22 protein-coding genes are annotated in these 24,583 nt (G+C 63.4%); 9 read left to right on the forward strand and 13 right to left on the reverse strand.

Annotated elements, in window-relative coordinates; all coding sequences use genetic code 11:
* The first annotated feature begins 8 nt into the window (after positions 1-8).
* Positions 9-794 carry an SDR family NAD(P)-dependent oxidoreductase gene (locus AB4Y85_RS12180; protein WP_441985167.1) on the forward strand — a complete coding sequence of 262 codons (786 nt, stop codon included), beginning with the start codon at positions 9-11 and terminating at the stop codon, positions 792-794.
* Between the two features lie 2 nt (positions 795-796).
* On the opposite strand, the gene AB4Y85_RS12185 is transcribed toward AB4Y85_RS12180, so the two are convergent.
* The 7 genes from AB4Y85_RS12185 to AB4Y85_RS12215 all read right to left on the reverse strand — a co-directional run bounded on the left by AB4Y85_RS12185 (position 797) and on the right by AB4Y85_RS12215 (position 5,896).
* Positions 797-1,204 carry a GFA family protein gene (locus AB4Y85_RS12185; protein ID WP_441985168.1) on the reverse strand — a complete coding sequence of 136 codons (408 nt, stop codon included), beginning with the start codon at positions 1,202-1,204 and terminating at the stop codon, positions 797-799.
* 4 nt (positions 1,205-1,208) lie between these two features.
* Positions 1,209-1,511 carry a 4a-hydroxytetrahydrobiopterin dehydratase gene (locus AB4Y85_RS12190; protein ID WP_441985169.1) on the reverse strand — a complete coding sequence of 101 codons (303 nt, stop codon included), beginning with the start codon at positions 1,509-1,511 and terminating at the stop codon, positions 1,209-1,211.
* Positions 1,512-1,636: 125 nt separating this feature from the next.
* Positions 1,637-2,632 carry a YeiH family protein gene (locus AB4Y85_RS12195; RefSeq protein ID WP_441985343.1) on the reverse strand — a complete coding sequence of 332 codons (996 nt, stop codon included), beginning with the start codon at positions 2,630-2,632 and terminating at the stop codon, positions 1,637-1,639.
* Between the two features lie 70 nt (positions 2,633-2,702).
* On the reverse strand, positions 2,703-3,284 hold the full coding sequence (locus AB4Y85_RS12200) for a histidine phosphatase family protein (RefSeq protein ID WP_441985170.1): 582 nt from the start codon (positions 3,282-3,284) through the stop codon (positions 2,703-2,705).
* Between the two features lie 9 nt (positions 3,285-3,293).
* Positions 3,294-3,830 (reverse strand): RNA 2',3'-cyclic phosphodiesterase, encoded by a 537-nt coding sequence (gene thpR / locus AB4Y85_RS12205; RefSeq protein WP_441985171.1) that lies wholly within the window; start codon positions 3,828-3,830, stop codon positions 3,294-3,296.
* Between the two features lie 295 nt (positions 3,831-4,125).
* On the reverse strand, positions 4,126-5,169 hold the full coding sequence (locus AB4Y85_RS12210) for an aldo/keto reductase (RefSeq protein WP_441985172.1): 1,044 nt from the start codon (positions 5,167-5,169) through the stop codon (positions 4,126-4,128).
* Positions 5,170-5,233: 64 nt separating this feature from the next.
* Complete coding sequence (locus AB4Y85_RS12215) at positions 5,234-5,896, reverse strand: arylesterase (protein WP_441985173.1); 663 nt, start codon at positions 5,894-5,896, stop codon at positions 5,234-5,236.
* A 70-nt stretch (positions 5,897-5,966) separates the two neighbouring features.
* Here AB4Y85_RS12215 and AB4Y85_RS12220 point away from each other — a divergent pair, with 70 nt between their 5' ends.
* From AB4Y85_RS12220 to AB4Y85_RS12240, 5 genes are all read left to right on the forward strand, one after another.
* A complete protein-coding gene (locus AB4Y85_RS12220; RefSeq protein WP_441985174.1) occupies positions 5,967-6,659 on the forward strand; it encodes an ABC transporter ATP-binding protein in 693 nt (230 codons plus the stop codon).
* Between the two features lie 11 nt (positions 6,660-6,670).
* On the forward strand, positions 6,671-9,259 hold the full coding sequence (locus tag AB4Y85_RS12225; protein ID WP_441985175.1) for an ABC transporter permease: 2,589 nt from the start codon (positions 6,671-6,673) through the stop codon (positions 9,257-9,259).
* A 229-nt stretch (positions 9,260-9,488) separates the two neighbouring features.
* Positions 9,489-10,253, forward strand: a complete 765-nt coding sequence (locus AB4Y85_RS12230) for a Bax inhibitor-1/YccA family protein (RefSeq protein WP_441985176.1) — start codon at positions 9,489-9,491, stop codon at positions 10,251-10,253.
* Between the two features lie 96 nt (positions 10,254-10,349).
* A complete protein-coding gene (locus tag AB4Y85_RS12235) occupies positions 10,350-10,886 on the forward strand; it encodes a GNAT family N-acetyltransferase (protein ID WP_441985177.1) in 537 nt (178 codons plus the stop codon).
* Positions 10,887-10,895: 9 nt separating this feature from the next.
* Positions 10,896-12,122, forward strand: coding sequence for an MFS transporter (locus AB4Y85_RS12240; RefSeq protein WP_441985178.1), 1,227 nt, complete (start codon positions 10,896-10,898; stop codon positions 12,120-12,122).
* Between the two features lie 88 nt (positions 12,123-12,210).
* Here AB4Y85_RS12240 and AB4Y85_RS12245 read toward each other — a convergent pair whose 3' ends face one another.
* Together AB4Y85_RS12245 and AB4Y85_RS12250 are read right to left on the reverse strand one after the other, a co-directional pair.
* The gene (locus AB4Y85_RS12245; RefSeq protein ID WP_441985179.1) at positions 12,211-12,591 is read right to left on the reverse strand and encodes a DUF2794 domain-containing protein; all 381 of its coding nucleotides are present in this window, start codon (positions 12,589-12,591) and stop codon (positions 12,211-12,213) included.
* A gap of 393 nt (positions 12,592-12,984) precedes the next feature.
* The gene (locus AB4Y85_RS12250; protein WP_441985180.1) at positions 12,985-14,001 is read right to left on the reverse strand and encodes a zinc-binding alcohol dehydrogenase family protein; all 1,017 of its coding nucleotides are present in this window, start codon (positions 13,999-14,001) and stop codon (positions 12,985-12,987) included.
* Positions 14,002-14,098: 97 nt separating this feature from the next.
* Here AB4Y85_RS12250 and AB4Y85_RS12255 point away from each other — a divergent pair, with 97 nt between their 5' ends.
* The 3 genes from AB4Y85_RS12255 (at position 14,099) to AB4Y85_RS12265 (ending at position 20,978) form a co-directional block, all read left to right on the forward strand.
* A complete protein-coding gene (locus AB4Y85_RS12255; RefSeq protein WP_441985181.1) occupies positions 14,099-14,449 on the forward strand; it encodes a winged helix-turn-helix transcriptional regulator in 351 nt (116 codons plus the stop codon).
* Positions 14,450-14,563: 114 nt separating this feature from the next.
* Positions 14,564-19,402 carry an NAD-glutamate dehydrogenase gene (locus AB4Y85_RS12260; RefSeq protein WP_441985182.1) on the forward strand — a complete coding sequence of 1,613 codons (4,839 nt, stop codon included), beginning with the start codon at positions 14,564-14,566 and terminating at the stop codon, positions 19,400-19,402.
* 220 nt (positions 19,403-19,622) lie between these two features.
* Positions 19,623-20,978, forward strand: a complete 1,356-nt coding sequence (locus tag AB4Y85_RS12265) for an MFS transporter (RefSeq protein ID WP_441985183.1) — start codon at positions 19,623-19,625, stop codon at positions 20,976-20,978.
* A gap of 4 nt (positions 20,979-20,982) precedes the next feature.
* Here the strand turns inward: AB4Y85_RS12265 and AB4Y85_RS12270 are convergent, their stop codons facing one another.
* The 4 genes from AB4Y85_RS12270 to AB4Y85_RS12285 all read right to left on the reverse strand — a co-directional run bounded on the left by AB4Y85_RS12270 (position 20,983) and on the right by AB4Y85_RS12285 (position 24,571).
* Positions 20,983-21,303, reverse strand: coding sequence for a heavy metal-binding domain-containing protein (locus tag AB4Y85_RS12270; protein ID WP_441985184.1), 321 nt, complete (start codon positions 21,301-21,303; stop codon positions 20,983-20,985).
* Positions 21,304-21,345: 42 nt separating this feature from the next.
* Positions 21,346-22,083: a DUF2711 family protein gene (locus AB4Y85_RS12275; protein ID WP_441985185.1), complete on the reverse strand. Its 738-nt coding sequence runs from the start codon at positions 22,081-22,083 to the stop codon at positions 21,346-21,348.
* A gap of 81 nt (positions 22,084-22,164) precedes the next feature.
* Positions 22,165-23,757 (reverse strand): bifunctional phosphoribosylaminoimidazolecarboxamide formyltransferase/IMP cyclohydrolase, encoded by a 1,593-nt coding sequence (purH, locus tag AB4Y85_RS12280; RefSeq protein WP_441985186.1) that lies wholly within the window; start codon positions 23,755-23,757, stop codon positions 22,165-22,167.
* 562 nt (positions 23,758-24,319) lie between these two features.
* Positions 24,320-24,571 carry a CBU_0592 family membrane protein gene (locus tag AB4Y85_RS12285; protein ID WP_441985187.1) on the reverse strand — a complete coding sequence of 84 codons (252 nt, stop codon included), beginning with the start codon at positions 24,569-24,571 and terminating at the stop codon, positions 24,320-24,322.
* Positions 24,572-24,583 lie beyond the last annotated feature (12 nt).

Here is a 24,583-nt window from a genome sequence, read left to right on the forward strand (position 1 = left end):
GGAAACCGATGAAGCTCGACAAAATGATGGCGGCCGTTGTGACCGGAGGTGCGTCCGGCCTTGGCGAGGCGACCGCGCGAATGCTCGCCTCGCACGGCGTGAAGGTCGCCATTCTGGACATGAACGCGGAACGCGGCGAAGCAGTTGCCCGCGACATCGGCGCCGTCTTCTGTAAAACCGACGTGACGGACGAGGCCTCTATCGATGCAGGGCTCGCGCAGGCTCGTGCCGCGAACGGCACCGAGCGTATTCTCGTCAATTGCGCCGGCATCGCGCCGGGCCGCCGCACCGTGACGAAGAAGCGCGAGACCGGCGAGCTCATCGCGCACGATATTGCGAGCTTCCGCCGTGCCATCGAGATCAATCTTATTGGCACCTATGCCATGATCGCCAAATGCTCGGCCGCCATGGCTGGCCTCGATCCGGTGACGCCCGACGGCGGGCGCGGCGTGATCGTCAATACGTCGTCGGTCGCGGCCCAGGACGGGCAGATCGGGCAGGCGGCCTATGCCGCCTCCAAAGGCGGCGTTCTCGCGCTCACCCTGCCGGTGGCGCGCGATCTCTCGGGCTTCGGCATCCGCGTGATGTCGATCCTGCCAGGCCTTTTCGAGACGCCGCTTCTGGAGGGTATAGCGGAGGAATACCGCAAGGCGCTGGAGGCGAACATTCCCTTCCCGTCGCGCCTCGGACGCCCGGAGGAATACGCCGCGTTGGTGAAGGCGATCATCGAGAGCGACATGCTCAACGGCGAAGGCATCCGCATCGACGGCGCTTTGCGCATGCAGCCGAAGTAATTTTAAGACGTCACCTCGCCCCGGTTCTCCGGGTAGCCGATCAGGTCCGGCGTGCAGAGCCAGCTCTCGCGCCGGATGGTCCAGGCCTCATAGGTGGGCGTGAAGCGATTCGTGTCGTCGAACGCACCCATCTTGATCTCGATCTCGTCGCCGCCATCCGTATAGAACACCTGCGATCCGCATTTTGGGCAGAAGCGATCCTGGCTACCGGGTGAGGGCTCCCAGCCATGGCTTTCACCGGAGATCGTGACCTTGTCTGAGGGATAAACCACGAAGGCGTTGAACACGCTGCCGCCGATCTTGCGGCAGGTCATGCAATGGCACAGGCCGACGCGATTGGGCGCGCCGCGCGCCTCGAACCGCAATTGCCCGCAGGCGCAGCCGCCGGACAGAACTTCCTCGCCCGCCATAGCGTCACGCCTTCGTCAGCCCGGCGGCGAGCTGGTTCATGCGCTGCGCCAGCTCGATGTCGCGCCGGGTGAGGCCGTCCGCATCGTGGGTAGAGAGCGTCACATCCACCTTGTTGTAGACGTTGAACCATTCCGGGTGATGATTCATCGGCTCGGCCACCAGGGCGACGCGGGTCATCCAGCCGAAGGCGGCGTTGAAATCCTCGAAGACGAAGCGTTTGTGAATGGCATCGCGCCCCTCCACGAGATTCCAGCCATCGAGGCCGGAGAGGAGCTGCTGGCGTTCGGTGTCGGTCAATCGGGGCATGGCGGCTGCTTTGCTGGAACCAGGGTCACCATCATCATGAAGCGGCGGGGCCGCGTTTCAAGGCCCCAGTCTTCAGTGTCATCCTCTTCCCAGCCCTGCGGGCTGCCGGGAACGACACCAGGATTTCACGCAATCCCGAGCAGACTAATAAGGCCGAGGCTGATCGCAATGAGAACGATGAGCGAGAGAGTGACGCCAAGCGTCACACGCCCACCCACCTTGCCTAAAACTTTCAGATCGACGCCAAGCCCGAGCGCCGCCATCGCCATGACGGTCAACAGCGTAGCCACGGGCATGACGAGGTTGAGCACGGCATCGGGAATGAAATTCAAGGAGCGCAGCAGCGCAAGCGCGAGAAAGCCGATGATGAACCAGGGCACGAGCCTGGCGAGCGATGGGCGTGCCGTTGCCGATTGGCGCTTTGTTACGAGCGACAGGCCGATCACCACGGGGCCGAGCATCAGCACGCGCACCAGCTTCACCAGGGTGCCGAGCTGCGTGCTGACGATGCTCACCGGCACGGTGGCCGCGAGCACCTGCGGCACCGCGTAGACGGTCAGCCCCGCGAGCACGCCATATTGCGTCAGGGATAATCCGAGAAGCGGCATCAGAAGCGGCAGGCCCAGCACCACGATCACGCCGAGAATGGCGGTGAAGGCAATCGACGAGGCCACATCCTCAGGTCTCGCTCCGATCACAGGCGCCACGGCGGCAATCGCCGAGTTTCCGCAGATGGAGTTTCCGCAGGCCACCAGCACCGCCATGCGCTTAGGAAGGCCGAGTATACGGCACAAACCATAGCTCGCCGCGATGCTGACGATGACGACACCCGCGATTCCGAGGATCAGCGCGAAGCCCGCTTCCATCACGGCTTGAAAGCTGATCGAGGCGCCGAGCAGCACGACTGCGATTTCAAGGAGCGTCTTGGCTGAGAAGCCGATGCCGGGCACCCATTTAAGGCTGGGGGTCCAGAGCGTGCGAATGAGCGTGCCGATGAGAATGGCGATCACCAAGGCCTCGAGCCAGGGCCGCCCGGTCCAATGCTCCTCAACCGCTTGCAGGCCCAGCGCAACCAGCGAAATCGCGGCGCAGATTGCGAGGCCGGGGCCGAGTTGCGCCATGCGGTTGCGGATCGTCACGTGTTTCGCCCCTGTGGTATCGGGGGATGGATAATCCCAAGAGAGCGTTCTGTCACGCAAACCCGTCTTCGATCGCCCGCCAATCCTGTTTGAGCGAAAACGTCTCGCGGTCGATCACGATGAAGCAGCCACCGCCCGGATGAGACGGGCGGCTCTCGCGGCCGATTTCCACGTTCTGCAGATGCGCCGTGAGCAGGCATCCGACGCCGCCATGGGACACGATGACGGCATCGCCGGTGGTTGCCTGCACGACCCGGCGCATCGCATCGACGATGCGCGTCTGTGCGTCGATGGCGCGCTCCCAGCCGCGAATGCTCTCGTGCGGTTGCGCGAAAAATTCCCGCACCACATCCCAGAATTCCGGCGGCGCGATATAGCCGGTGGCCGAGCGGTCGTTTTCGCCGAGCGCTTCATCGGTCTGAACGGCAAGTCCGAAGCGCCTGGCGATGATGTCAGCCCCGTCGAGGGCCTTCTGTTCGGTGCTCGCATGAACGGCGGAAAGCGGCCGGCCGGCGAGGGCATCCGCGAATCGCTCCATGCGTGCGCGGCCGACAGGGTTCAAGGGCCATCGCGGCACGGGCACGAGCGGATCGATGACGACTTCGGGATGAGTGAGAAAGATGAGAGACGACATGAAAGATCGTTAGCTCAAGGGATAGGCCGCCTCAATCACATAGGGGCCACCGCCTGTTGAGGAGCGAGAGGAATAGAGGACGAAGCGGTCGGCTGTGAAGGTCAGCTTGGGGAAATGACCACGCGTGGCGATGTAATCCGCCACATCGATGGGCGAGGCGTTGCGCAGGCGGGCGAGCGTCACATGGGGCGTGAACTTGCGGGTTTCAGGCTCCAGCCCGATCTGGCGCAAAAGCCTTTCCTGCTCGGCCTGCACTTCGTTCAACCCGCCGTTGCCTGACGTGCGGGCGAAGACCGCGCGGGGTTTCGAACCGCCAAAACTGTCGAGGCCGTCGATGGTGATGGTGAGCGGGTCGCGGCGGCGCCTCTCGCCGAGAACGGAAACTACATCCTCCGCCATGCGGTCGTCGATATCGCCGATGAAGCGCAGAGTGATGTGATAGTTTTCAGGGTCGATCCAGCGTGCGCCGGGCAGGCCGCCGCGATAGGCGGACAGGGCAAGACCGATCTGGGCGGGAATTTCGATGCCGGTAAAGAGGCGGGGCATGCGATTCCTCCTGAGCCTTGCCGTTGTGAAAACAGACGACGTGCCGGTCGGGTTCTGACGATTTGTCATCCCGGGGCTGCAAAGCAGAACCCGGGATCGTTGTCAGAATAAGACGCTGGAGCCACCCCTGTCATTCCCGCGAAAGCGGGAACCCATAAGCATTGCGGATATGGAATGAGGCTCCTTGCGGCGTTCTGGTTGTGGATCCCCGCCTTCGCGGAGATGACGGTGTTCTGTTCTGCTTGCGATCCCGGATCGGCTCACGCCGTCCGGGATGACACTTGGTGGGTTTCGCTTACGGGCACGGATTGCAATGCGCGACGTGGATCTCGTTGATGCGCTTTTCGAGTTCCGGCGTGATCGTCACCTCAACGGAGGCGATGTCCGTCTTCAGCTGCTCCATCGAGGTCGCGCCGATGATGTTGGACGTGACGAAGGCGCGCGAATTGACGAAGGCGAGCGCCATCTGCGCCGGGTCGAGGGCGAACTCCTTGGCGAGCGCTACATATTTGCGGATCGCCGCCTCGGCAGTGGCGTTCTCGTAGCGCTGGCCGCGGCCGAAGAGAGCCGTGCGGGTGCCTGCGGGGCGGGCGCCGTCGAGATATTTGCCGGTGAGATAGCCTTGAGCCAACGGCGAATAGGCGAGCAGGCTCACCTTCTCGTGCATGAACACCTCGGCCAGCGCCACCTCGTTGGTGCGGTTGAGCAGGTTATAGGCGTTCTGCACCGATTGCGCCCGCGCCTGGCCCTTGGCCTCCGCATGCTTGAGGAAGGTCATGGTGCCCCAGGCGCTCTCGTTCGAGAGGCCAAAATGGCGGATCTTTCCGGCCTTCACGAGGTCGGTCATGATCTCGACCGTCTCCGCGATGGGGTGCGAATCGGCGTCCTGATGCTTGTAGACGGTCGGGTTCGAGCCCCAGGGCATGGGGCGGTCGGGCCAGTGGATCTGGTAGAGATCGATATAGTCGGTCTGGAGCCGCTTGAGGCTCTTGTTCACCGCCTCCTCGATCTGGGCGCGGGAGAGCTCAGCCTTGGAGCCGTCGTTGCGGAACCAAGTGTTGTCGGACCGGCCCACCACCTTGGAGGCGAGAATCACCTTGTCGCGGTTGGTCCGCGACTTGAACCAGGAGCCGATGATCTTTTCCGTGGAGCCTTGAGTCTCGGCCTTGGGCGGAATCGAATAGAGTTCGGCGGTATCGAAGAAATTGATGCCCTGGTCGAGGGCATAATCCATCTGCTCGTGGCCCTCGGCCTCCGTGTTCTGCTGGCCCCAGGTCATGGTGCCGAGGCAAATGAGGCTGACATTCAGGTCGGTATGGCCGAGGCGGCGATATTCCATGTTCAAGGCTCCTCGCGGCGGGGATCCGCCACGCTCAGATGGACTAAGATGCGCCGGAATTGGGTCAGCGCTGGGTCAGGCGGGAAAGAAAGCTTTCGACGCTGGGAAGAATACGCTCGACGATGGTCTCCACGCCCTTGGCGGTGGGGTGCAACCCATCGGGAAGGTTGAGAGACCTGTCGCCTGCGACTCCATCCAGGAAGAAGGGATAGAGCACAAGGTCGTGCTTCTTCGCAATGTCCGAATAGATCGGGTCGAACTTGGCGATGTAGTCCGGTCCCAGATTCCGCGAGGCATACATGCCCGCGAGCATGACCAGGATGTTCCGGCTCTTGAGCCGCTCCACGATGGTCTCGATGGCCTGGCGGGTAACAGTCGGGTCGAGGCCGCGCAGCATGTCGTTGGCCCCCAGCTCCACGATCACCCCGTCTGTGCCGTCGGGCACGGACCAATCGAGCCGGTCGAGCCCCGCCGAGGCCGTATCGCCGGACACACCCGCATTGGCGACCTCGACCTTGTAGCCCTTGGCCCGCAAAGCCTTCTCCAGAACGGTGGGAAAGGCGGCTTCCTGAGGCAGATTGTAGCCCGCGCTGAGGCTGTCGCCGAGGGCCACGAGCTTCAGGGGCTCCGTTCTCTGGCCTTGAGCAAGGGCAGGGGAGGCGAGGGCGCAAAGCATGGCCGCACACGCAAAAATGATCGTCATGAATGGGCCGGATTGGCGCTTCATCGATAGGCTTCCCATCTAGGCAGGACTAAAGGACGTCTTGGACAGTTTCCAACAGATCGGGTGAATAGGCATGAAGGACAAGGCCATCGCGCTGCACGATGTCGATTTGAGCCTCGGGCGCGGGGCCGCGCGGGTGCATATCCTGAAGGGCATTTCGCTTGATGTCGGCAAGGGCGAGGCGGTGGGCCTGGTCGGCCCTTCGGGTTCGGGGAAGTCCACGCTGCTCATGACCATGGCGGGCCTCGAGCGGCCGGATTCTGGCAAGGTGATCGTCGACGGCACCGATCTGTCCGGCCTCGATGAGGATGATCTCGCCCGTTTTCGAGGCCGGCGCATCGGCATCGTGTTCCAGTCCTTCCATCTCGTTCCCACCATGACGGCGTTAGAGAACGTGGCGCTTCCCCTGGAGCTGGCCGGCGAGGATGATGCCTTCGAGCGCGCCGAGGCCGAATTACAGGCGGTAGGCTTAGGGTCTCGCCTTCATCATTATCCCGCACAGCTTTCGGGCGGCGAGCAGCAGCGTGTGGCGATTGCCCGCGCCATCGTGCCGAACCCGGCGATCCTGGTGGCGGACGAGCCCACCGGCAATCTCGACGAGACGACGGGCACCTCCATCGTGGACCTGCTCTTCGCCCTCAAGCGCGACCGGGGCGCCACCCTGGTACTCGTGACCCACGACCTGAACCTCGCCCGCCTCTGCGACCGCACGGTGCGCCTGCGCTCCGGTCAGGTGGAGGCCGATGCGGCCTCGACTGTCGCTTAAGGGAGCGGTTCATGCACGGTACCCTGCCCGCCACCCCGAAGCCCCGCAAGACTTCCACCTCGTCCATGCCGTTGATCCTGCGCCTCGCCTTGCGTGAGTTGCGCGGCGGATTGAGAGGCTTCGGCATCTTCCTCGCCTGCATCGCGCTCGGCGTGGCGGCGATTGCGAGCGTCTCGTCCTTGTCGCGCTCGCTGACGGAAGGCATCTCCCGCGAGGGACGCCGCATCCTCGGCGGCGACATGGCCTTCTCCCTGCTGCAGCGGGAGGCGGCCCAGCCGGAACGGAATTTCCTGGCATCAAAAGGACAGGTCAACATCGTCGCCACCATGCGCGCCATGGCGATCGCGGGCGAGAAGGGCTCCGGCCTCGTCGAGCTGAAAGCGGTGGATTCGGGCTATCCCACGGTCGGCGCTCTTGAAACCGACCCGCAATTGCCGTCCGCCGATCTCTTCGCTCAGCGTAACGGCGCTTTTGGCGCCGCCGTCGATCCCGCGCTCCTGGCACGGCTCGACCTCAAGGTCGGCGACCGGGTGACGGTCGGCGGCGCACCCGTGGAGCTGCGGGCGCAGCTGATCTCTGAGCCCGACAAGATCGCGGACGGTATCGGCTTCGGCCCGCGCCTCATCGTCTCGCAGGAAGCCTTGCAAGCCACAGGCCTCGTCCAGCCCGGCAGCCTCGTGCGCTGGACCTACCGCCTCACTCTGCCACAAGCCCTGTCCACAGAAGAGGGCATGACGCAGATCGAGGCGGAGGCAAAGCGCGTGCTGCCCGAAGCTGGATGGAACGTCCGCACGCGGCTCAATGCCGATCCGCGTTTTGCCCGCAACATCGAGCGCTTCACCCAGTTCCTCACTCTCGTGGGCCTCACCGCTCTGCTGGTGGGCGGCGTGGGCGTCGCCAATGCGGTGCGCGGGTTCGTGGACCGCAAACGCGCCTCCATCGCCACCCTCAAGAGCCTCGGCGCGCCTGGCGGGCAGGTGGTGATGCTCTATCTCACGCAGGTCATGATGATCGCGCTTGTGGGCATCGCCATTGGTCTTGGCGTGGGTGCCGCTCTGCCCTTCATCATCACAGGTCTGTTCGGCCACTTGCTGCCCATCCCGATCCAGCCGGTGATTGCCGTGACGGAGCTCGGCATCGCGCTTCTATACGGCGTGCTCACCGCCCTCGTCTTCGCCATCGCGCCGTTGGGACGGGCGCATGACGTGCCGGTCTCGGGGCTGTTCCGCGACCAGATCGATCCGGAGCGGCGCTGGCCGCGCCGCCGCTATGTCATTGCACTGGTGATATCGGTGGTAGCCCTCGTGACGCTTGCGGTGATCGCGGCCTATGACCAGCGCATCGCGCTGATGTTCGTGGGCGCAGCGGCAGGCTCCTTCGTGCTCCTGCGCCTCGTTTCGACGGGCATCATGGCCATCGCCCGCCGCCTGCCGCGACCCCGGCGCACGGCGGCGCGTCTGGCGCTCGCCAATATCCATCGTCCCGGCGCGCTCACGCCCTCGCTCGTGCTGTCGCTGGGCTTAGGCATCACATTGCTCGTGACGCTGGCGCTCATCGACAGCAATCTCACCCGCCAGCTCACCCAGAGCCTGCCGGAGAAGGCACCGAGCTTCTTCTTCCTCGACATCCCGAATCAGCAGGCCGATGCCTTCGAGGGCTTTTTAAAGCAACAGGCCCCCGACACGCATATCGAGCGCGTGCCGATGATGCGCGGGCGGCTCGTGACGCTGGGCGGACGGCCCGTATCCGAAGTGAAGGCGCCGGAGGATATCGGCTGGGTGTTGGAAGGTGATCGGGGTATCACCTATTCGAAAACCCCGCCGGAGGGCTCCAAGCTCGTGCAGGGCGAATGGTGGCCTGAAGACTATCGCGGCAAGCCCCTCGTCTCCTTCGACCGGCGGATCGCGGAAGGCTTGGGACTGAAGATCGGTGACGAGATCACCGTGAACGTGCTCGGCCGCAACATCTCCGCCACCATCGCCAGCCTGCGCGAGATCGAATGGCGGTCCATCGGCATCAACTTCGTCATGGTGTTCTCGCCCAATACTTTCGCCGGCGCGCCGCATACGCATCTGGCCACCGTCACCTTCCCGAACGGGTCGGATGCGGCGACCGACGCCAAGATTCTGCGCAGCGCTGCCCTGACCTATCCCATGGTGACGAGCGTCCGCGTGAAGGACGCATTGGAGGCGGTCAACGACGTGGTGTCCCAGCTCGTCATGGCGATCCGGGGCGCCAGCTCCATTGCGCTCATCGCGAGCCTGCTCGTCCTTGCAGGTGCGCTGGCCGCGGGCCATCGCGCAAGGCTCTATGATGCGGTGGTGCTGAAGACGCTGGGGGCTACCCGCGCACGGCTGATCTCGGCCTATGCCCTCGAATACGGATTGCTCGGGCTCGCTACCGCCGCCTTCGGCCTGCTCGCGGGCGGCTTGGCTGCGTATTTCATCCTCACCAAGGTCATGCGGTTAAGCTTTACGCTAGAATTATCGGGAGCACTCCTCGCCTGCGCCTTGGCCGTTCTGGTGACGGTGGGCCTCGGTCTGATGGGAACCTGGCGAATCCTGAGTCAAAAGCCTGCGCAATACTTGAGAAACCTATAACGAGCGGCGCGTCGGCCCGCGTTATAAAAAAGCATTCGCTGCGGAGGAGGGGAGGCCGTGCGTCTTCTCTTCGTTCTTCTTGTTCACGAAAGTTTGAAGCTTGGCGTTACCTCTTGCGCGGGGGCAACACACCACTCATATTTCATGAGTCGCCGTGGTATAGTGGCGGCCGAGGGCTGATGTTCAGCCTTTCGAGGGAACACACGGGACACCGCGAGAAAGGGCTCCGATGCAACCGTATGAGCAGAACCAAACCGCCTATGGCACCGGCTTTACCCGGACGGCGGCACAGGTCGACCAGGGCCTGCGCACCTTCATGCTCGGCGTCTACAACAACATGGTCCTGGGCCTTGCCATCTCGGCCCTGGTCGCACTCGGCATCAACATGCTGGCTGTTACCACGGATGAGGCAGGCCGTATGGCCCTGACCGAGTTCGGTCGCGTAATGTATACCTCGCCCCTGCGTTGGGTAGTGATGCTGGCGCCTTTGGCATTCATCTTCTTCTTCACGTTCCGCGTAGACCGTATGTCGGCCGCTGCGGCGCGTGGCACCTTCTTCGCCTTCGCGGCGGTGATGGGTGCCTCGCTTTCGACGATCCTGCTCGTTTACACGGGCGCGAGCGTCGTGCAGGTGTTCTTCATCACGGCCGCTTCGTTCGGCGCGCTGTCGCTGTGGGGCTACACCACCCGCCGCAGCCTGTCGGGCATGGGCTCGTTCCTGATCATGGGCCTGTTCGGTCTGATCCTTGCTTCGATCGTCAACATCTTCGTTGGCTCAAGCATGCTGCAGTTCGGCATTTCCGTCATCGGCGTTCTGATCTTCGCAGGCCTCACCGCCTACGACACGCAGAAGCTCAAGGAAATGTACCTGTACGGCAACTTCGACAACGAGGCCGCCGCAAAGGTCTCGGTCATGGGCGCGCTGACGCTGTATCTGGACTTCATCAACATGTTCCAGTTCCTCCTTGCGCTGCTCGGCAATCGCAACAACTAAGAGCGACCGGATACACGTCTACGAGCCCCGGCCGAAAGGCCGGGGCTTTTCTTTTGCCGATTGCCTCGGTTCAGGCTTGAGCGTACAGCACGCGCCATGAATTTGACCCTTCGCCCCTGCGCCGACGCCGATATCCCTGCCATCGCCGCGATCTATGCCCACGCGGTGCTGCACGGCACGGCCTCTTTCGAGCTCGATCCTCCCGATGAGGCGGAGATGATGCGCCGCCGCGCGACGATCCTGGAGGGAGGCTACCCCTATATCGTCGCCGAGCGCGAGGGCGAGATCCTCGGCTATGCCTATGCCGGGGCCTACCGCACGCGGCCCGCCTATCGATTCACCGTCGAGGATTCGATCTACATCGCGCCGTCAGTCCAGGGGCAGGGCATCGGGCGCGTGCTGCTCGAAGCGCTCATCGAGGAATGCGAGGCGCGGGATTTCCGGCTCATGGTCGCGGTCATCGGCGACGAGGATTCGCAGGGCTCCATCGCCCTGCATACGCGCCTCGGCTTCGAGCTTGTCGGCATCCTCAAAGGAATCGGCTACAAGCACGGCCGCTGGCTCTCCACGGTGCTGATGCAGCGCCCACTCGCCGGCGGCACCCATCAGCCGCCGACAAGTCCCATCGCTTGAGTTTCCCCTATGATTGCCGCTCTCATCCGTAGGCCCCGCGGGGGCCTTTGGGACAATCCCGATTTCATGCGCCTCTGGGCGGCCCAGACCCTGTCCGCAATCGGCACACGCTTCACCCGCGAGGGCCTGCCGATCATCGCGGCGCTGACGCTGGGCGCCTCGGCGATGGATCTCGGCCTTCTCGTGGCGCTCAGCGCCCTGCCGGGCGTGATCGTGAGCCCGTTCGTCGGAGCCTGGATCGACCGTACATCGCGCAAGCGCGTCCTGATCGTGGCCGATCTCGCCCGCGCGGGCGCGCTGTTCACCCTGCCGGTGCTCGCTTGGTTTAATGCCATCACCATCGGCCACGTGATCGGCGTGTCCACCATCGTCGCCCTGTTCTCCATGTTCTTCCAGACGGCGGACAACGCCTATCTGCCGAGCGTGGTGGAACGTGATCAATTGCTCGACGGCAATGCGAAACTCGCCACGACCGATGCTGCCGCCGAAGTGGTCGGTCCCGCTTTGGCCGGTCTCGCGATCCAGATGCTCACGGCGCCTTTCGCGATCCTGTTCGATGCGTTGTCCCTTCTCTGGTCGGCGTTTTTCCTGTCCTCGATCAAGCGCCCTGAAATTCCCGTGAGCACTGGCGAGCATGCGCCCGATCTATGGCGCGAAACGAAGGAAGGCCTGCGCTTCGTCTTCAGCCATCCCGTCCTGCGGCCCCTCACCCTGTGCACCGCGACCCTGGGATTCTGCCTGTCGTTCTTCGCGCCGCTCTACGTGCTCTTCGCGGTGCGCGATCTCGCCATTCCGCCGGGCGTGCTCGGCTTCATCATCGCGCTCGGCGGCGTGAGCGCCTTCATCGGCGCAAGGCTCGGCCGCCGCTTTGCGCCGCGCCGGCTCCTGATCGGCATCCTCATCGCCTATAGCGTGATGATCTCTTTCATTCCCATGGCGCATGGCCCGCTATGGATGGCGGTTGCCTTCCTGTGCGTGTCGCAGCTCATGGGCGATGCTTTGTCGGTCGTCTTCTTCACCACGGTCTCGACCGTGCGCCAGATGGAAACGCCCGATGCCTTACGCGGCCGCGAAGGCGGCTTGTTCCATCTGCTGACGGCGGGATTGGGTTTGATCGGAGCGCTCGTGGCAGGCAGCGCCGCCGATGCGGTCGGCATCAGGCCGATCCTGTTCATCGGTGCGCTGGGCGCCCTCGTATCGGCCCTGTGGCTGCTGCTGATGCCGCGCGAAGATTAGAGCTGTTTCCACTTGCGTGGAATCATCTCTTTTCTTTGGTGTGACGCATTTTTTACGGCGAACCGAATCCACTTCGCCGAAAAATGCTCTAGTTCGACACGACCTTCGGCTTGTCCAGCACGCGCAGCACCCGGTCGAGTTCATGCCCGCGTTTGAGGATGAGGCCCGTGGAGACGATCACCGAATAGGCGCCTTGTTTCTTGGCGAGTTTCGGATCCTTCTCGATCCGGTAGAGGGGCATCTCGGAACTGCGCCGGAAAATCGAGAAGATGGCTTTCTCCGGCATGAAATCGATGGCGTAATCGCGCCATTCGCCTGCGGCCACCATGCGGCCGTAGAGGTTCAGAATGGTCTGCAACTCAGCACAATCGAAGGACACCTGTTTCGGCGCGGCGGGAAAAGGGACGATGTGGGCTGAACCCTGCATCGAGCCGCCGCGCAGCGGCTCTGCGATGTCACCTTCGCTCATGATCACTCCCGTCACAGCGCATCGTGCGGAAAAGTGGTACCGGTTTTCCGCTCTCAACGATGCGCGGCTTGAGAGAGGGAGCATCGAAGCAGATCCCAAAAGTGCTTTCCACTTTTGGGTCCGATGCTCATGATCGTTCCCTGATGATGGGACCGACGGGAGACGGGATCAACCCGTCGTGAACGATTTGCCCACTAACAGTTTGGCAAATCTTATTCCTGCCTTATTCGTGCCCTGAAGGAGCCTTGTTGGGCCTCGTAAATGCTTACGTTGCCTCGACGGCCCGGCTTGCCCATTGGCTTGGACACGTCAGCCCCCCAGCCCTCCACGTCAACGGAGAGCCGGGCCATTAACATCGAGTCATCGGCCGCCCTCGGGCGGCCTTTTCTTTGCTCAAAACCCCGATAAGACAATTTTGCCCTTAACCTGCCCGCTTTCGATGAAGGCGTGCGCGCGCTTGAGATTGGCCGCGTTGATGGGGCCGAACACATCCGCGAGCGTGGTTTTCAGGGTGCCTGCATCCACGAGACGCGCGGCCTCGTTCAGGATTTCGTGCTGCCGCTCCATGTCGGCGGTCTGGAAGGTCGAGCGGGTGAACATGGATTCCCAATGAAGTGAGATGCTCTTGCCCTTCAGCAGGCTGATATCGAGCGGGATCGTGGGATCGTCGATGAGGGCGAAGCGGCCCTGAGGCGCGAGCGCCTTGGCGACTTCAGGAAAATGCACCTGCGTCTGCGTGATCGAGAAGGCGAAGGCTGGAGCGCCGATGCCGAGAGCCTCGATCTGTGCGGCAAGGGGCTTGGAATGGTCGATCACGTGATGCGCGCCGAGTTCCTTGGCCCAGGCCTTCGTCTCAGGCCTGGAGGCGGTCGCGATCACCGTCACATCCGTGAGCCGGCGGGCCAGCTGCACCGCAATCGAGCCGACGCCACCGGCGGCGCCGACAATGAGGATGGCATTCGCCGCGCCGATAACGGGACGCTTGATGTCGAGACGGTCGAACAGGGTTTCCCAAGCGGTGAGCGTGGTCAGCGGCAGGGCGGCCGCCTCCTCGAAACCGATCGATTTCGGCTTGCGGCCCACGATGCGCTCATCGACCGCGTGAAGCTGTGCGTTGGTGCCCTGGCGGTTGATCGAGCCCGCGTAGAACACCTCGTCGCCAGCCTTGAACAGGCTCGCCTGCGATCCCACGGACCGGACGATGCCGGCTGCATCGAAGCCTAAAACCTTCGTGCCGCCCGCCTCGGGCTGTGCCCGCTTGCGGACCTTGGTGTCCACCGGGTTCACGGAGACGGCCTTGATCTCGACCACAAGGTCGCGCGGGCCCAGCTCCGGGTCCGGCAGCTCGACGTCGATGAGGGAGGCTTCGTCCGCGATGGGAAGGGATTGCTGGTAGCCCACGGCGCGCATGTGTCGTCTCCTTGTTGATGGAGCCCATACTTGAGCATAGGATCGAAGGCCGCAAGAACGCACATTCAGAGCCCATAGGGTCAAAAAGGATACCGTCATGCCACGCCTATCCCAGAGGATCGTTTCCTGTTCGGGCTGTTCCGTCGAGCGGGCCCTGAACCTCATCGACGGCAAGTGGAAGATCGTGATTCTTTATAAGCTTCTTGGCGGAACCCTGCGCTTCAACGAGCTGCGCCGCCTGATCCCCGCCGTCACCCAGCGCATGCTCACGCATCAGCTGCGGGAACTGGAGGCGGATGACCTGATCGTGCGCAAGATTTACCCGCAGGTGCCGCCCAAGGTGGAATATTCCCTGTCGGCCAAGGGCCGGAGCCTAGAACCCGTCATCATGGCCCTTAAAAAATGGGGCGACATGAATCTGTCGTCTGTGGAGGCCAAAGCAGCATAAAATGTCTGTGCGCCGCACCAACTTAACTCTACGGTGTGCAGAACGGCATGGTTTTATTGCGTGGTCTGAGACTCTGTGGCAACGCTCCCGCAACGAACACATGAGGATACGCGCATGAAGCTGGAAACGCCGACCAGCGGAAGCGAACTGACGGCGCAAGCCGTTGCGGTTCTGGAAGCAGGCCACAAGGCCATTCCCCCCACTTTCGTCCGCGATCTCTATGGACGCGTGCCGCCGGAGGATCTGGCGGCTTATTCGCCGCGCGCCCTCGCTGATCTCGCGGCTGCGGCCTACGAACACCTGAAGGCTCCCCGAATCGGTGGCGGCGAGGATATCCGCCTCCTCGATCTCGAGGTCGAGCGCGAGGGCCGCCGCCGCGAGGTGACGGTGCTCGAAATCATCAACGACAACATGCCCTTCCTCCTCGATTCGACTCTCGCCGAGGTGGTGGACCAGGGCTACGAGCCCTATCTCGTCGCGCACCCGATTCTTGCGGTCGAGCGCGATGCCGAAGGCGGCCTCGTGCGTCTCGTCGGCGAGGCCACTGGCGCGACGCGACTCGCCGTGAAGCGCGAGAGCTTCATTCATATCCATCTGCCGCGCATCGACGATCCGGAGACCCGTGAGAAGCTGATCGGCAGCATGCGCCTCGTTCACAAGGATGTGGGGCTTGCGGTGCACGATTGGCCCGGCATGCGCGGGCGCATCACGGAACTCGTGCAGAACTACCGCCTCAACCCTCCGCCGCTGCCGGATGACGAGGTGAAGGAAGCCATCGCCTTCCTCGACTGGATGGCGCAGGACAATTTTACGTTTTTAGGCATTCGCGAATACCGCCTGCCGAAAGGCGACACCGCCGCCGACCCGGTGCAGGGCTCAGGCCTCGGCCTGCTGCGCGACCCCAATGTGCGCGTGCTGCGCCGTGGGCGCGAGCTGGTGGCGATCACGCCGGAAATCCGCGCCTTCATGGCGCAGCCCAAGGCGCTCATCATCACCAAGGCGAACGTGAAGTCCCGCGTCCATCGCCGCGCGCATCTCGATTATGTGGGCGTGAAGCTGTTCGATGCCGATGGCCAGCTCGAGGGCGAGCTGCGCATCGTCGGCCTGTTCACGTCCAGCGCCTACACCAACACCACGGGAGAAGTGCCGTATCTTCGCCTCAAGGTGGCGAGGGTTGTGGCGCGGGCGGGCTTCGATCCGTCGAGCTATGCGGGCCGCGCGCTTCTGAACGTGCTCGAAAGCTATCCGCGCGACGAGCTGTTCCAGATCGATGAGGACACGCTCTACCACTTCGCCATCGACATCATGAGCCTGTCGGAGCGCCCGCGCGTCCGCGCCCTTCCGCGGGTGGACGAGTTCGACCGCTTCGTCTCGGTTCTCGTCTTCGTGCCGAAGGACCGCTACGACACCAGCGCGCGCCTGCGCATCGGGCAGTTCCTGGCCGGCGTCTACGAGGGCCGTGTCTCCGCCGCCTATCCTGCCTATCCGGAAGGGCCGCTGGCGCGCACCCATTACATCATCGGCCGCGATGAGGGCGAGACGCCGGAAATCCCGCGCGACACGTTGGAAAAAGGCATCGCCTCGATCGTGCGCACCTGGAGCGATGCGCTGCGCGACCAGCTCGACGACGTGGTCGGCGGCGCCCGCGCGCGTGCCCTCGCCTCCCGTTACGCGGATGCGTTCAGCGCCGCCTATCGCGAGGCTTTCAGCGCCGAATACGCCATCAAGGACATTGCCCTTCTGGAGCAATTGTCCGACGCGCGCCCCCGCGCCGTTGATCTCTACCGTCGCGAGGGGGATGACGAGACCCGCGTCAACCTGAAGGTCTTTTCGCGCGGCACCGCGCTGCCCTTGTCCGACCGCGTGCCGCTGCTGGAAAATCTCGGCTTCCGCGTGGTGAACGAGCGAACCTATCGCGTGATCTCCACCGGCGTCACTGGCATGGACCGTGTGTGGCTCCACGACATGACGCTGGAGCGCGCCGCCGGCGGCGCGATCGACAGCGACGAGATCCAGGACCTCATTGAGGCGGCTCTGCTTGCGCTCTTCCGGGGTCTTGCGGAATCCGACGGCTTCAACCGCCTCATTCTCGAAGCAGGCCTCGGCTGGCGCGATGTGGCTATGATGCGCACGCTCGGCCGTTATCTGCGCCAGATCCAGGTGGCCTATGCGCAGGATTACCTCGCCGAGACGTTGGCGCGTCATGCGGGCATCACGCAGGAGATCGTCAAACTCTTCTACGCCCGCTTCGATCCCCGTCACGAGGATGCAGAGGCGCGTCTCACGAGCGAGGGCGCGATCCGCGCCGCCATCGAGGAGAAGCTGCAGGCCGTCACTAGCCTCGACGACGACCGCATCCTTCGCCGCTTCATCAATCTCATCGAAGCGGCGGTGCGCACCAATTTCTTCCAGCTCGAGGGCAATGGCCTGCCGCGCCAAACCATCGCGTTCAAGTTCGAATGCGCGAAGGTGGACGGCCTGCCGCTGCCGAGGCCTCTCTACGAAATCTTCGTTTATTCGCCACGCGTCGAAGGCATTCATTTGCGCTACGGCAAGGTTGCGCGCGGCGGCCTGCGCTGGTCCGACCGTCCGCAGGATTTCCGCACCGAGGTGCTGGGTCTCGTGAAGGCGCAGCAGGTCAAGAACGCGGTGATCGTGCCGGTCGGCGCGAAAGGCGGCTTCGTGCCCAAGCATCTGCCCCCGGCAAGCGACCGTCAGGCCTGGCTCGCGGAAGGAACCGAGAGCTACCGCATCTTCGTGCGCACGCTGCTTCAGCTCACCGACAATATCGAAGGCGATCACGTGGTGCCGCCGTCGGATACGGTGCGCCACGATGGCAACGATCCCTATCTCGTGGTCGCCGCCGACAAGGGCACGGCCACCTTCTCCGACACGGCGAATGCGCTCTCCATTGAGAAGGGCCATTGGCTCGGCGATGCCTTCGCCTCCGGCGGCAGCCAGGGCTATGACCACAAGAAGATGGGCATCACCGCGCGCGGCGCGTGGGAGGCGGTGAAACGCCACTTCCGCGAGATGGACATCGACATCCAGACGCAGCCAGTCACGGTGGCGGGCGTGGGCGACATGTCGGGTGACGTGTTCGGCAACGGCATGCTGTTGTCGCGGGCCCTGCGCCTCGTCGCGGCCTTCGACCATCGCGACATCTTCCTCGATCCCAACCCCGATCCGGAAGTATCGTTCAAGGAGCGCGAGCGCCTGTTCGCTCTCCCGCGCTCCAGCTGGCAGGATTACGACAAGTCGCTGATCTCCACAGGCGGCGGCGTGTTCCCGCGCAATGCGAAATCGATTCCGCTCTCCGACGAGGTGCGCTCCATGCTTGGGCTCGCCCAGGCGCAGGCGACGCCCGCCGAGGTGATGAGCGCGATCCTGAAGGCCCAAGTCGGCCTGCTCTGGTTCGGCGGCATCGGCACCTATATCCGCTCCTCCGCCGAAACCGACGAGCAGGTGGGGGATCGCGCCAACGATGCCATCCGCATCACGGGTGCGGATGTGCGCGCCAAGGTGATCGGCGAGGGCGCCAATCTTGGCATGACCCAGCGCGGACGCATCGAGGCTGGGCAGAACGGCGTGCGCCTCAACACGGATGCCATCGATAATTCGGCGGGCGTGAACACTTCCGACGTGGAGGTGAACATCAAGATCGCGCTCACGACTCCCGAACGCGACGGACGCCTGACGGAAGAGGCGCGCAACACGCTTCTCGCCGAGATGACCGACGAGGTCGCGGGCCTCGTTCTGCGCAACAACTACCTGCAGACTTTGGCCCTCTCGCTCTCCGAGCAGCGCGGCACCGCCGATATCGGCTTCGCCCGCCGCCTCATGCAGATGCTCGAGGCGCAAGGCCGTCTCAACCGCGCGGTGGAATACCTGCCGGATGACGGCATTCTCACGGAGCGCGCCCGCCGCGGTGAGGCGCTGACGCGGCCTGAGCTCGCGGTACTGCTCGCCTATGCCAAGCTCTCCCTGCACGACGAACTCTTGGAAAGCGCGGTTCCTGACGATCCCTATCTCGCCAAGGAGCTGGAGCGCTATTTCCCCGCCGCCATGCGTGAGGGCTTCCCGGACGCCATCGCAACCCACCGCCTGCGCCGCGAGATCATCGCCACGCAGTTGGCCAACGCGATCATCAATCGAGGTGGGCCGACCATGGTGGCCCGCCTCGTCGACCAGACAGGCGCGGATGCGCCGACTATTGCGGCAGCCTATGCGGCCACCCGCGATTCCTTCGGCCTCGCGGAACTCAACAGCGCCATCGATGCCCTCGACGGCGTGGTGCCGGGCAAGACGCAGCTTCGTCTCTACGGCGAGTTGCAGGACCTGCTCATGAATCGGATCGTCTGGTTCATCCGCAACGTGGACTTCACCAACCACTCTCTCGACCAGATCATCGGCACCTATCAGGCCGGTGTCGCGGAGGTGGAGCGTGGGCTGACGGAAACCCTGTCCGCTGATGCGATTGCCGCCTGGGATGCGCGCACCAAGGCGCTCGTGGACCAGGGTGCGCCGGAAGAACTCGCCCGCCGCATCGCGTCCCTGCCGGATCTGGTGGCTGCGCCCGATATCGCGCTCACCGCGCAGAAAACGGGGAAGCCGATCCGCGACATCGCCCACACGCATTTCGCGCTGGAGGCTGTGTTCCGGCTCGGAGCCCTCATCGGCGCGGCGCAGGATATTGTGGTCAGCGATTACTTCGACCGCCTCGCCCTCGACCGGGCCATCGACAGCATCGCCTATGCCCATCGCGGCCTCACGGCGGAAGTCTCGATGCAGGACAATTCCGGCGTCGATGCCGTGCAGGCCTGGAGCGACAAGCGTGGCTCCGACGTGAGCCGCATCCGGGGCGCCGTCGACGGCATCGTCTCCTCGGGCCTCACCCTGTCGAAGATCACCGTCGCAGCAAGCCTGCTCGGCGATCTGGCGCGAACGAGTTGACCTAAGGTCAAGAAATTGGTCATCGGTATCCGACACTCTGACCGTGCCCTCCTCCCCCTTGTGGGGAGGAGTTGGAGGTGGGGGTGTGAGCGCCGCCATCTCAAGAACGTAGCGCCAACACCCCCACCCTAACCCTCCCCACAAGGGGGAGGGGGTCAAGGGAAGTGCATCTCACGCAAGGTTTGGATCAGGACGCAGGCTGGTGAAGCAGGACAATCGAATGACCTCGCCTGCCATGGCCTCCCGTCCCGCCATTCTCGGCTGGCTGCTGTTCGACTGGGCCTGCCAGCCCTTCTTCACCCTCGTCACCACCTTCGTCTTCGCACCCTATTTCGCGGCATCGCTTGCGCCCGATCCGGTGACCGGCCAGAGCCTCTGGGGCTACGCCACTGCGGCGGCGGGCCTTGCGCTGGCGATTCTCTCACCCGTCTTAGGGACAGTCGCCGATGCGACAGGGCCGAAGAAGCCCTGGATCGCCGCCTGCGGCCTCGTGCTGTTCCTCGCCTCCTTCGCTCTCTGGTATGCCGCGCCGGGTGTGCCTGCGGCCATTCCCATCGCGCTGATCGGCTTTGCCTTCGCCACTATCGCCGTTGAGGTTGCGGCGGTGTTCAACAATGCGCTAATCCCGCATCTCGTGCCGCCGGAGCGCTATGGACGGCTCTCCGGCACCGGCTGGGCCATGGGCTATCTCGGCGGCCTCGTCTCGCTCGTGATCGTGCTGGGTTTCCTCGCCGCGGATGGGATGAGCGGCAAGACCTTATTCGGGCTCGATCCGCTCTTCGGCCTCGATCCGGCTACACGAGAAGGCGACCGGATCACCGGGCCGTTCTCGGCCGTATGGTTCCTCGTCTTCGTGATACCGCTCTTCCTCTTCACGCCGGATATCGCGCGCTCGACCGTCTCGCTGAAAAGCGCGGTCGCGCAAAGTTTCACGCAGGTGCGCGGCACGCTCGCCGATGCGCGAAGGCACCCCAGCGTGCTGCGCTTCCTCATCGCCAACATGGTCTATCAGGATGCGCTGGTGGCGCTCTTCGCCTTCGGCGGCATTTATGGAGCAGGCGTGTTCGGCTGGCGGGCGACGGAGCTCGGAATCTTCGGCATCATGCTCACCATCACCGGAACAATCGGCGCGCTCATCGGAGGACGCCTGGATGATCGATTCGGTGCAAAGCCCGTGATCATGGGTGCGATCATCACGCTCGCGCTCGTCTGCGTAGGCGTGCTGTCGCTGGGGAGAGAACACATCCTCTTCGTCATCCCGACAGCACCTCCCGGCGAGGGTCTCTATGCCAGCGCGCCGGAGAAGGTTTTCGTCCTGCTCGGCCTCGTCATCGGCGCGGTCGCCGGCCCCATGCAGGCTTCATCCCGCAGCCTTCTCGCACGCCTCGTGCCGGCGCGGGAGGCCGGGCGCTATTTCGGGCTGCTCGCGCTATCGGGAAAAGTCACATCCTTCCTTGCGCCGCTGGCAGTCGCTGTGGCCACCGCCGTCTTCCAGACGCAAGCTGCAGGACCGGCGGTGCTAATCCTGTTCCTGCTCGCCGGGTTTGCCTTGATCAGCGGCGTGAAGCGGGTGTGATCCGTTATTCGAGCGTCACGGCCGTGCCGCTGACGGTGACCATCATCATGCCCTCATTCTTGCCGATGGCGCCGTAATCCATGTGAACGCCGATGATGGCATGCGCGCCGAGACGCTGCGCCTCCTCGATCATCTCGCCCAAGGCAGTATCGCGCCCGTCGCGCAGCACGCGCTCATAGGAGCCCGAGCGCCCGCCCACCACATCGCGGATCGAGGCGAAGAAATCACGGAACACGTTGGCGCCGAGAATGGCCTCACCTGAAACGATGCCGCGATAGGACGCGATCCGCCGGCCTTCGATGCTGGGTGTGGTGGTGACGATCATTGGAGTCTCCATGGTTTGAGACTCTGATCTAGGGATTGCTACTCAGTGACGGAAGGGTTGGAGGCAGGAGGATTGCCTCCACCATTGATGTGTCGTCTCCGGTCCGCACCAGAAGCCTTCGAAAATATCTGCAAGCGCAACATGTTGCAGGCGCTCGGCTTTTCCGCAGATGAGCGTGAAGAAGCTGTCCCAGTCGACAACAGTGAGCAGAGAACGATCCGCCGTAAAAATTCGTCTGGCCCCAACGGGAAAGCCATTGATCGAACTCCAGGGCTCCTCGTTCCGAAGCTTCTCAATGACAATGGTCGACGACGATTCATCGAACTCGTCAGCAAACTCAACCTGATCATAGCCAGCGCGATGAAACACCTCGGCGATCAGGCTCTCCATGGATGACTGGAAACGGCCTTCCGTCGGCATGAAGATTTTTTCCTCGGAGCAGTACTGCGATAGCCGTTCGGCTCCTGCAGTATCTTCATATTCCCTTTTCAGGGCTCCAATGGTGCTCAACAATGCTCTGTTCAGGCTGTGGGGATCATCGAAGCCCGCAGCCTTTCCAATTTCGCTCCAGCGTAGAGTGATGCCTCGCCCCTTCAATAACTCACCCACAACATGCGGCGAGAAGTTGGACTTCTGCTCATCCCGAAGCTGCTTCATGACATCGAATGGATTCTGCTCGGGCGGCACGGCGGTGCAGTCCACATGCATTGTCCAGGGTTCACAGTCCGCCGGGTCAAGTCCTGGGATGCGCACGAACGGATGGAACGCGATGTACGCCATGTCGTACGCACCCGCATACCATTGCAGGAGCGGGCCATCATAACCTGGATAAGATGTTATCCGTTCGATTGTCATTCAGCATCAATGCCGGAAATGGCGGTAGCCCGTAAACACCATCGCGAGGCCGGCTTCATCGGCGGCCTCGATCACCTCGTCGTCGCGCATGGAGCCGCCGGGCTGGATCACCGCCGTAGCGCCTGCCTCAGCCGCGGCGAGGAGGCCGTCGGCGAAGGGGAAGAAAGCGTCGGAGGCGACCACCGAGCCCTTGGCCAGCGTCTCCGAAAGGCCTGCAGCCTTTGCGGCTTCAGCGGCCTTCCAGGCGGCGATGCGGGAGGAATCGACGCGGCTCATCTGGCCGGCGCCGATGCCGACCGTCGCGAGGTCCTTCGCATAGACGATGGCGTTCGACTTCACGTGCTTGGCGACGCGGAAGGCGAAGCGCAGGTCATCGAGCTCGCGGTCCGTGGGCGCGCGCTTGGTGACGACTTTCAAGTCCATGGCATCGACCACCGCATTGTCGCGCGATTGCGCCAGGAAGCCGCCCGCCACCGTGCGCAGCGTCAGGCCCTCCTGGCGCGGATCCGGCAATCCGCCCGCGAGCAGCAGGCGCAGGTTCTTCTTGGCGGCGACGATGGCGATGGCCTCCTCGCTGGCATCGGGGGCGATGATGACCTCGGTGAAGATGTCGGTGATCGCCTTCGCCGCTTCCGCATCGAGCGGGCGGTTCATGGCGACGATGCCGCCGAAGGCCGAGACGGGATCGCAGCGAAGCGCCTTCTCGTAAGCCTCGCGCAACGACGTGCCTTCCGCCACGCCGCAGGGATTGGCGTGCTTGACGATGACGATGGCGGCCGAGCGCTCGGGCGCGAATTCCGCGACCGCCTCAAAGGCGGCATCCGTGTCGTTGATGTTGTTGTAGGAGAGCTGCTTGCCCTGCACCTGACGCGCGGTCGAGACGCCGGGGCGCTGCTCGGGCGTGCGGTAGAACGCGGCGCTCTGGTGCGGGTTTTCGCCGTAGCGCATCACTTCGGCAATGGAACCGCCGAGCGCGCGGAAGGGCGGCGTTTCCTCAGCTAGCTCATTGGCGAACCAGTTGGAGATCGCGGCGTCATAAGCGGCGGTGCGGGCATAGGCCTTCTGCGCGAGGCGGCGGCGCAGCGTATAGGTGACCGCGCCGTTATGCTGCTTCAGATCATCGAGAACGGCGGCGTAGTCGGCGCCGTCCACCACTACAGCCACGTCGCCATGGTTCTTGGCGGCGGCGCGGATCATGGCTGGGCCGCCGATATCGATGTTCTCGATACAATCGTCATAGGGCTTGCCCGCCGCGACCGTCGCCTCGAAGGGATAGAGGTTCACCACCAGCAGATCGATGGGCTGGATGCCGTGGGCCAGCATGGCCGCCTGATGCTCGGGGTTGGCGCGGATGCCGAGAAGGCCACCGTGGACGGAAGGGTGCAGCGTCTTCACGCGCCCATCCATCATTTCGGGGAAGCCTGTCAGGTCGCTCACGTCCTTCACGGGAAGCCCCGCCTCGCTCAGCGCCTTGTGCGTGCCGCCGGTCGAGACCAGCTCGATGCCGCGCTCGGACAATGCCCTGGCGAAGTCCACGAGACCCGTCTTGTCGGATACGGAAAGCAGAGCGCGGGTAACGCGCTTCAGATCGCTCGGCATGACGGCCGCTCCATGAAGGGGAAAGATGCGGGCGCGATACCACGATGGGGGCGGGATGGGAACCGGGAAGGGTGGAGTTTCAGGTATGGGCTCTATGCCTATAGATCAGCCTTCTTCGCCCCCAGTTTCCGAGCCTGACGGATCAGGAAGCTCAGCGTCAAGACTAGGGATGCAAGCCATAGCATGACCATAGCGATGCCTAAGATCGTTTTCGAGGCGACCATCAACGAGACGACGATTGGGCTTTCAAAGGTCCAATAGAGAGCCCAGGACAAAATCCCGCCTATAATCTTATCATTCCACGTTTCCTTACACGTTACGTGAAAGATCAGATCAGACGCGAAGAAGCACCCCTTAGGACTAAGCTTTGGATATTGATCGCCATACAGAGCAAAGATCAACATCAGCCCTGTCGATGTGAGAGCGAAGGCCCACCAAGCTGCTGAGAGGATCTCCAGCCAGCGTATAGCTGTCCTAAATTGCATACGAAACTTTGTAGCACGCACCGAAGGCAGCGCAAACTGACTAACCCTCTAGTTTACCCTACTTTTCTACCGTCCAATCAGGACGCTGACCGCCGTCTAAAACGCAGCCGCCCATAGCCGACAATCGTCAGGATCAACCAAGCCGCCTGCGTGATGAAGGACGGCAGGTTGAAGTCGAAGATCAGGGAATAGAGGATCGCGAGAGCGCCGACGCCGTTGAGCAGGGCATAGCGGCCATCCTCGACCTTCAAGATGCCCATCTGCAGCAGGCCGTAGGCCGAGAGATAGGCGGCCACGCCGATCAATCCGATCACGTCAGCGAGGGTCATGGAGGTCTCTGT

The organism is Microvirga sp. 2YAF29 (genome assembly GCF_052114605.1).
Classification (GTDB): domain Bacteria; phylum Pseudomonadota; class Alphaproteobacteria; order Rhizobiales; family Beijerinckiaceae; genus Microvirga.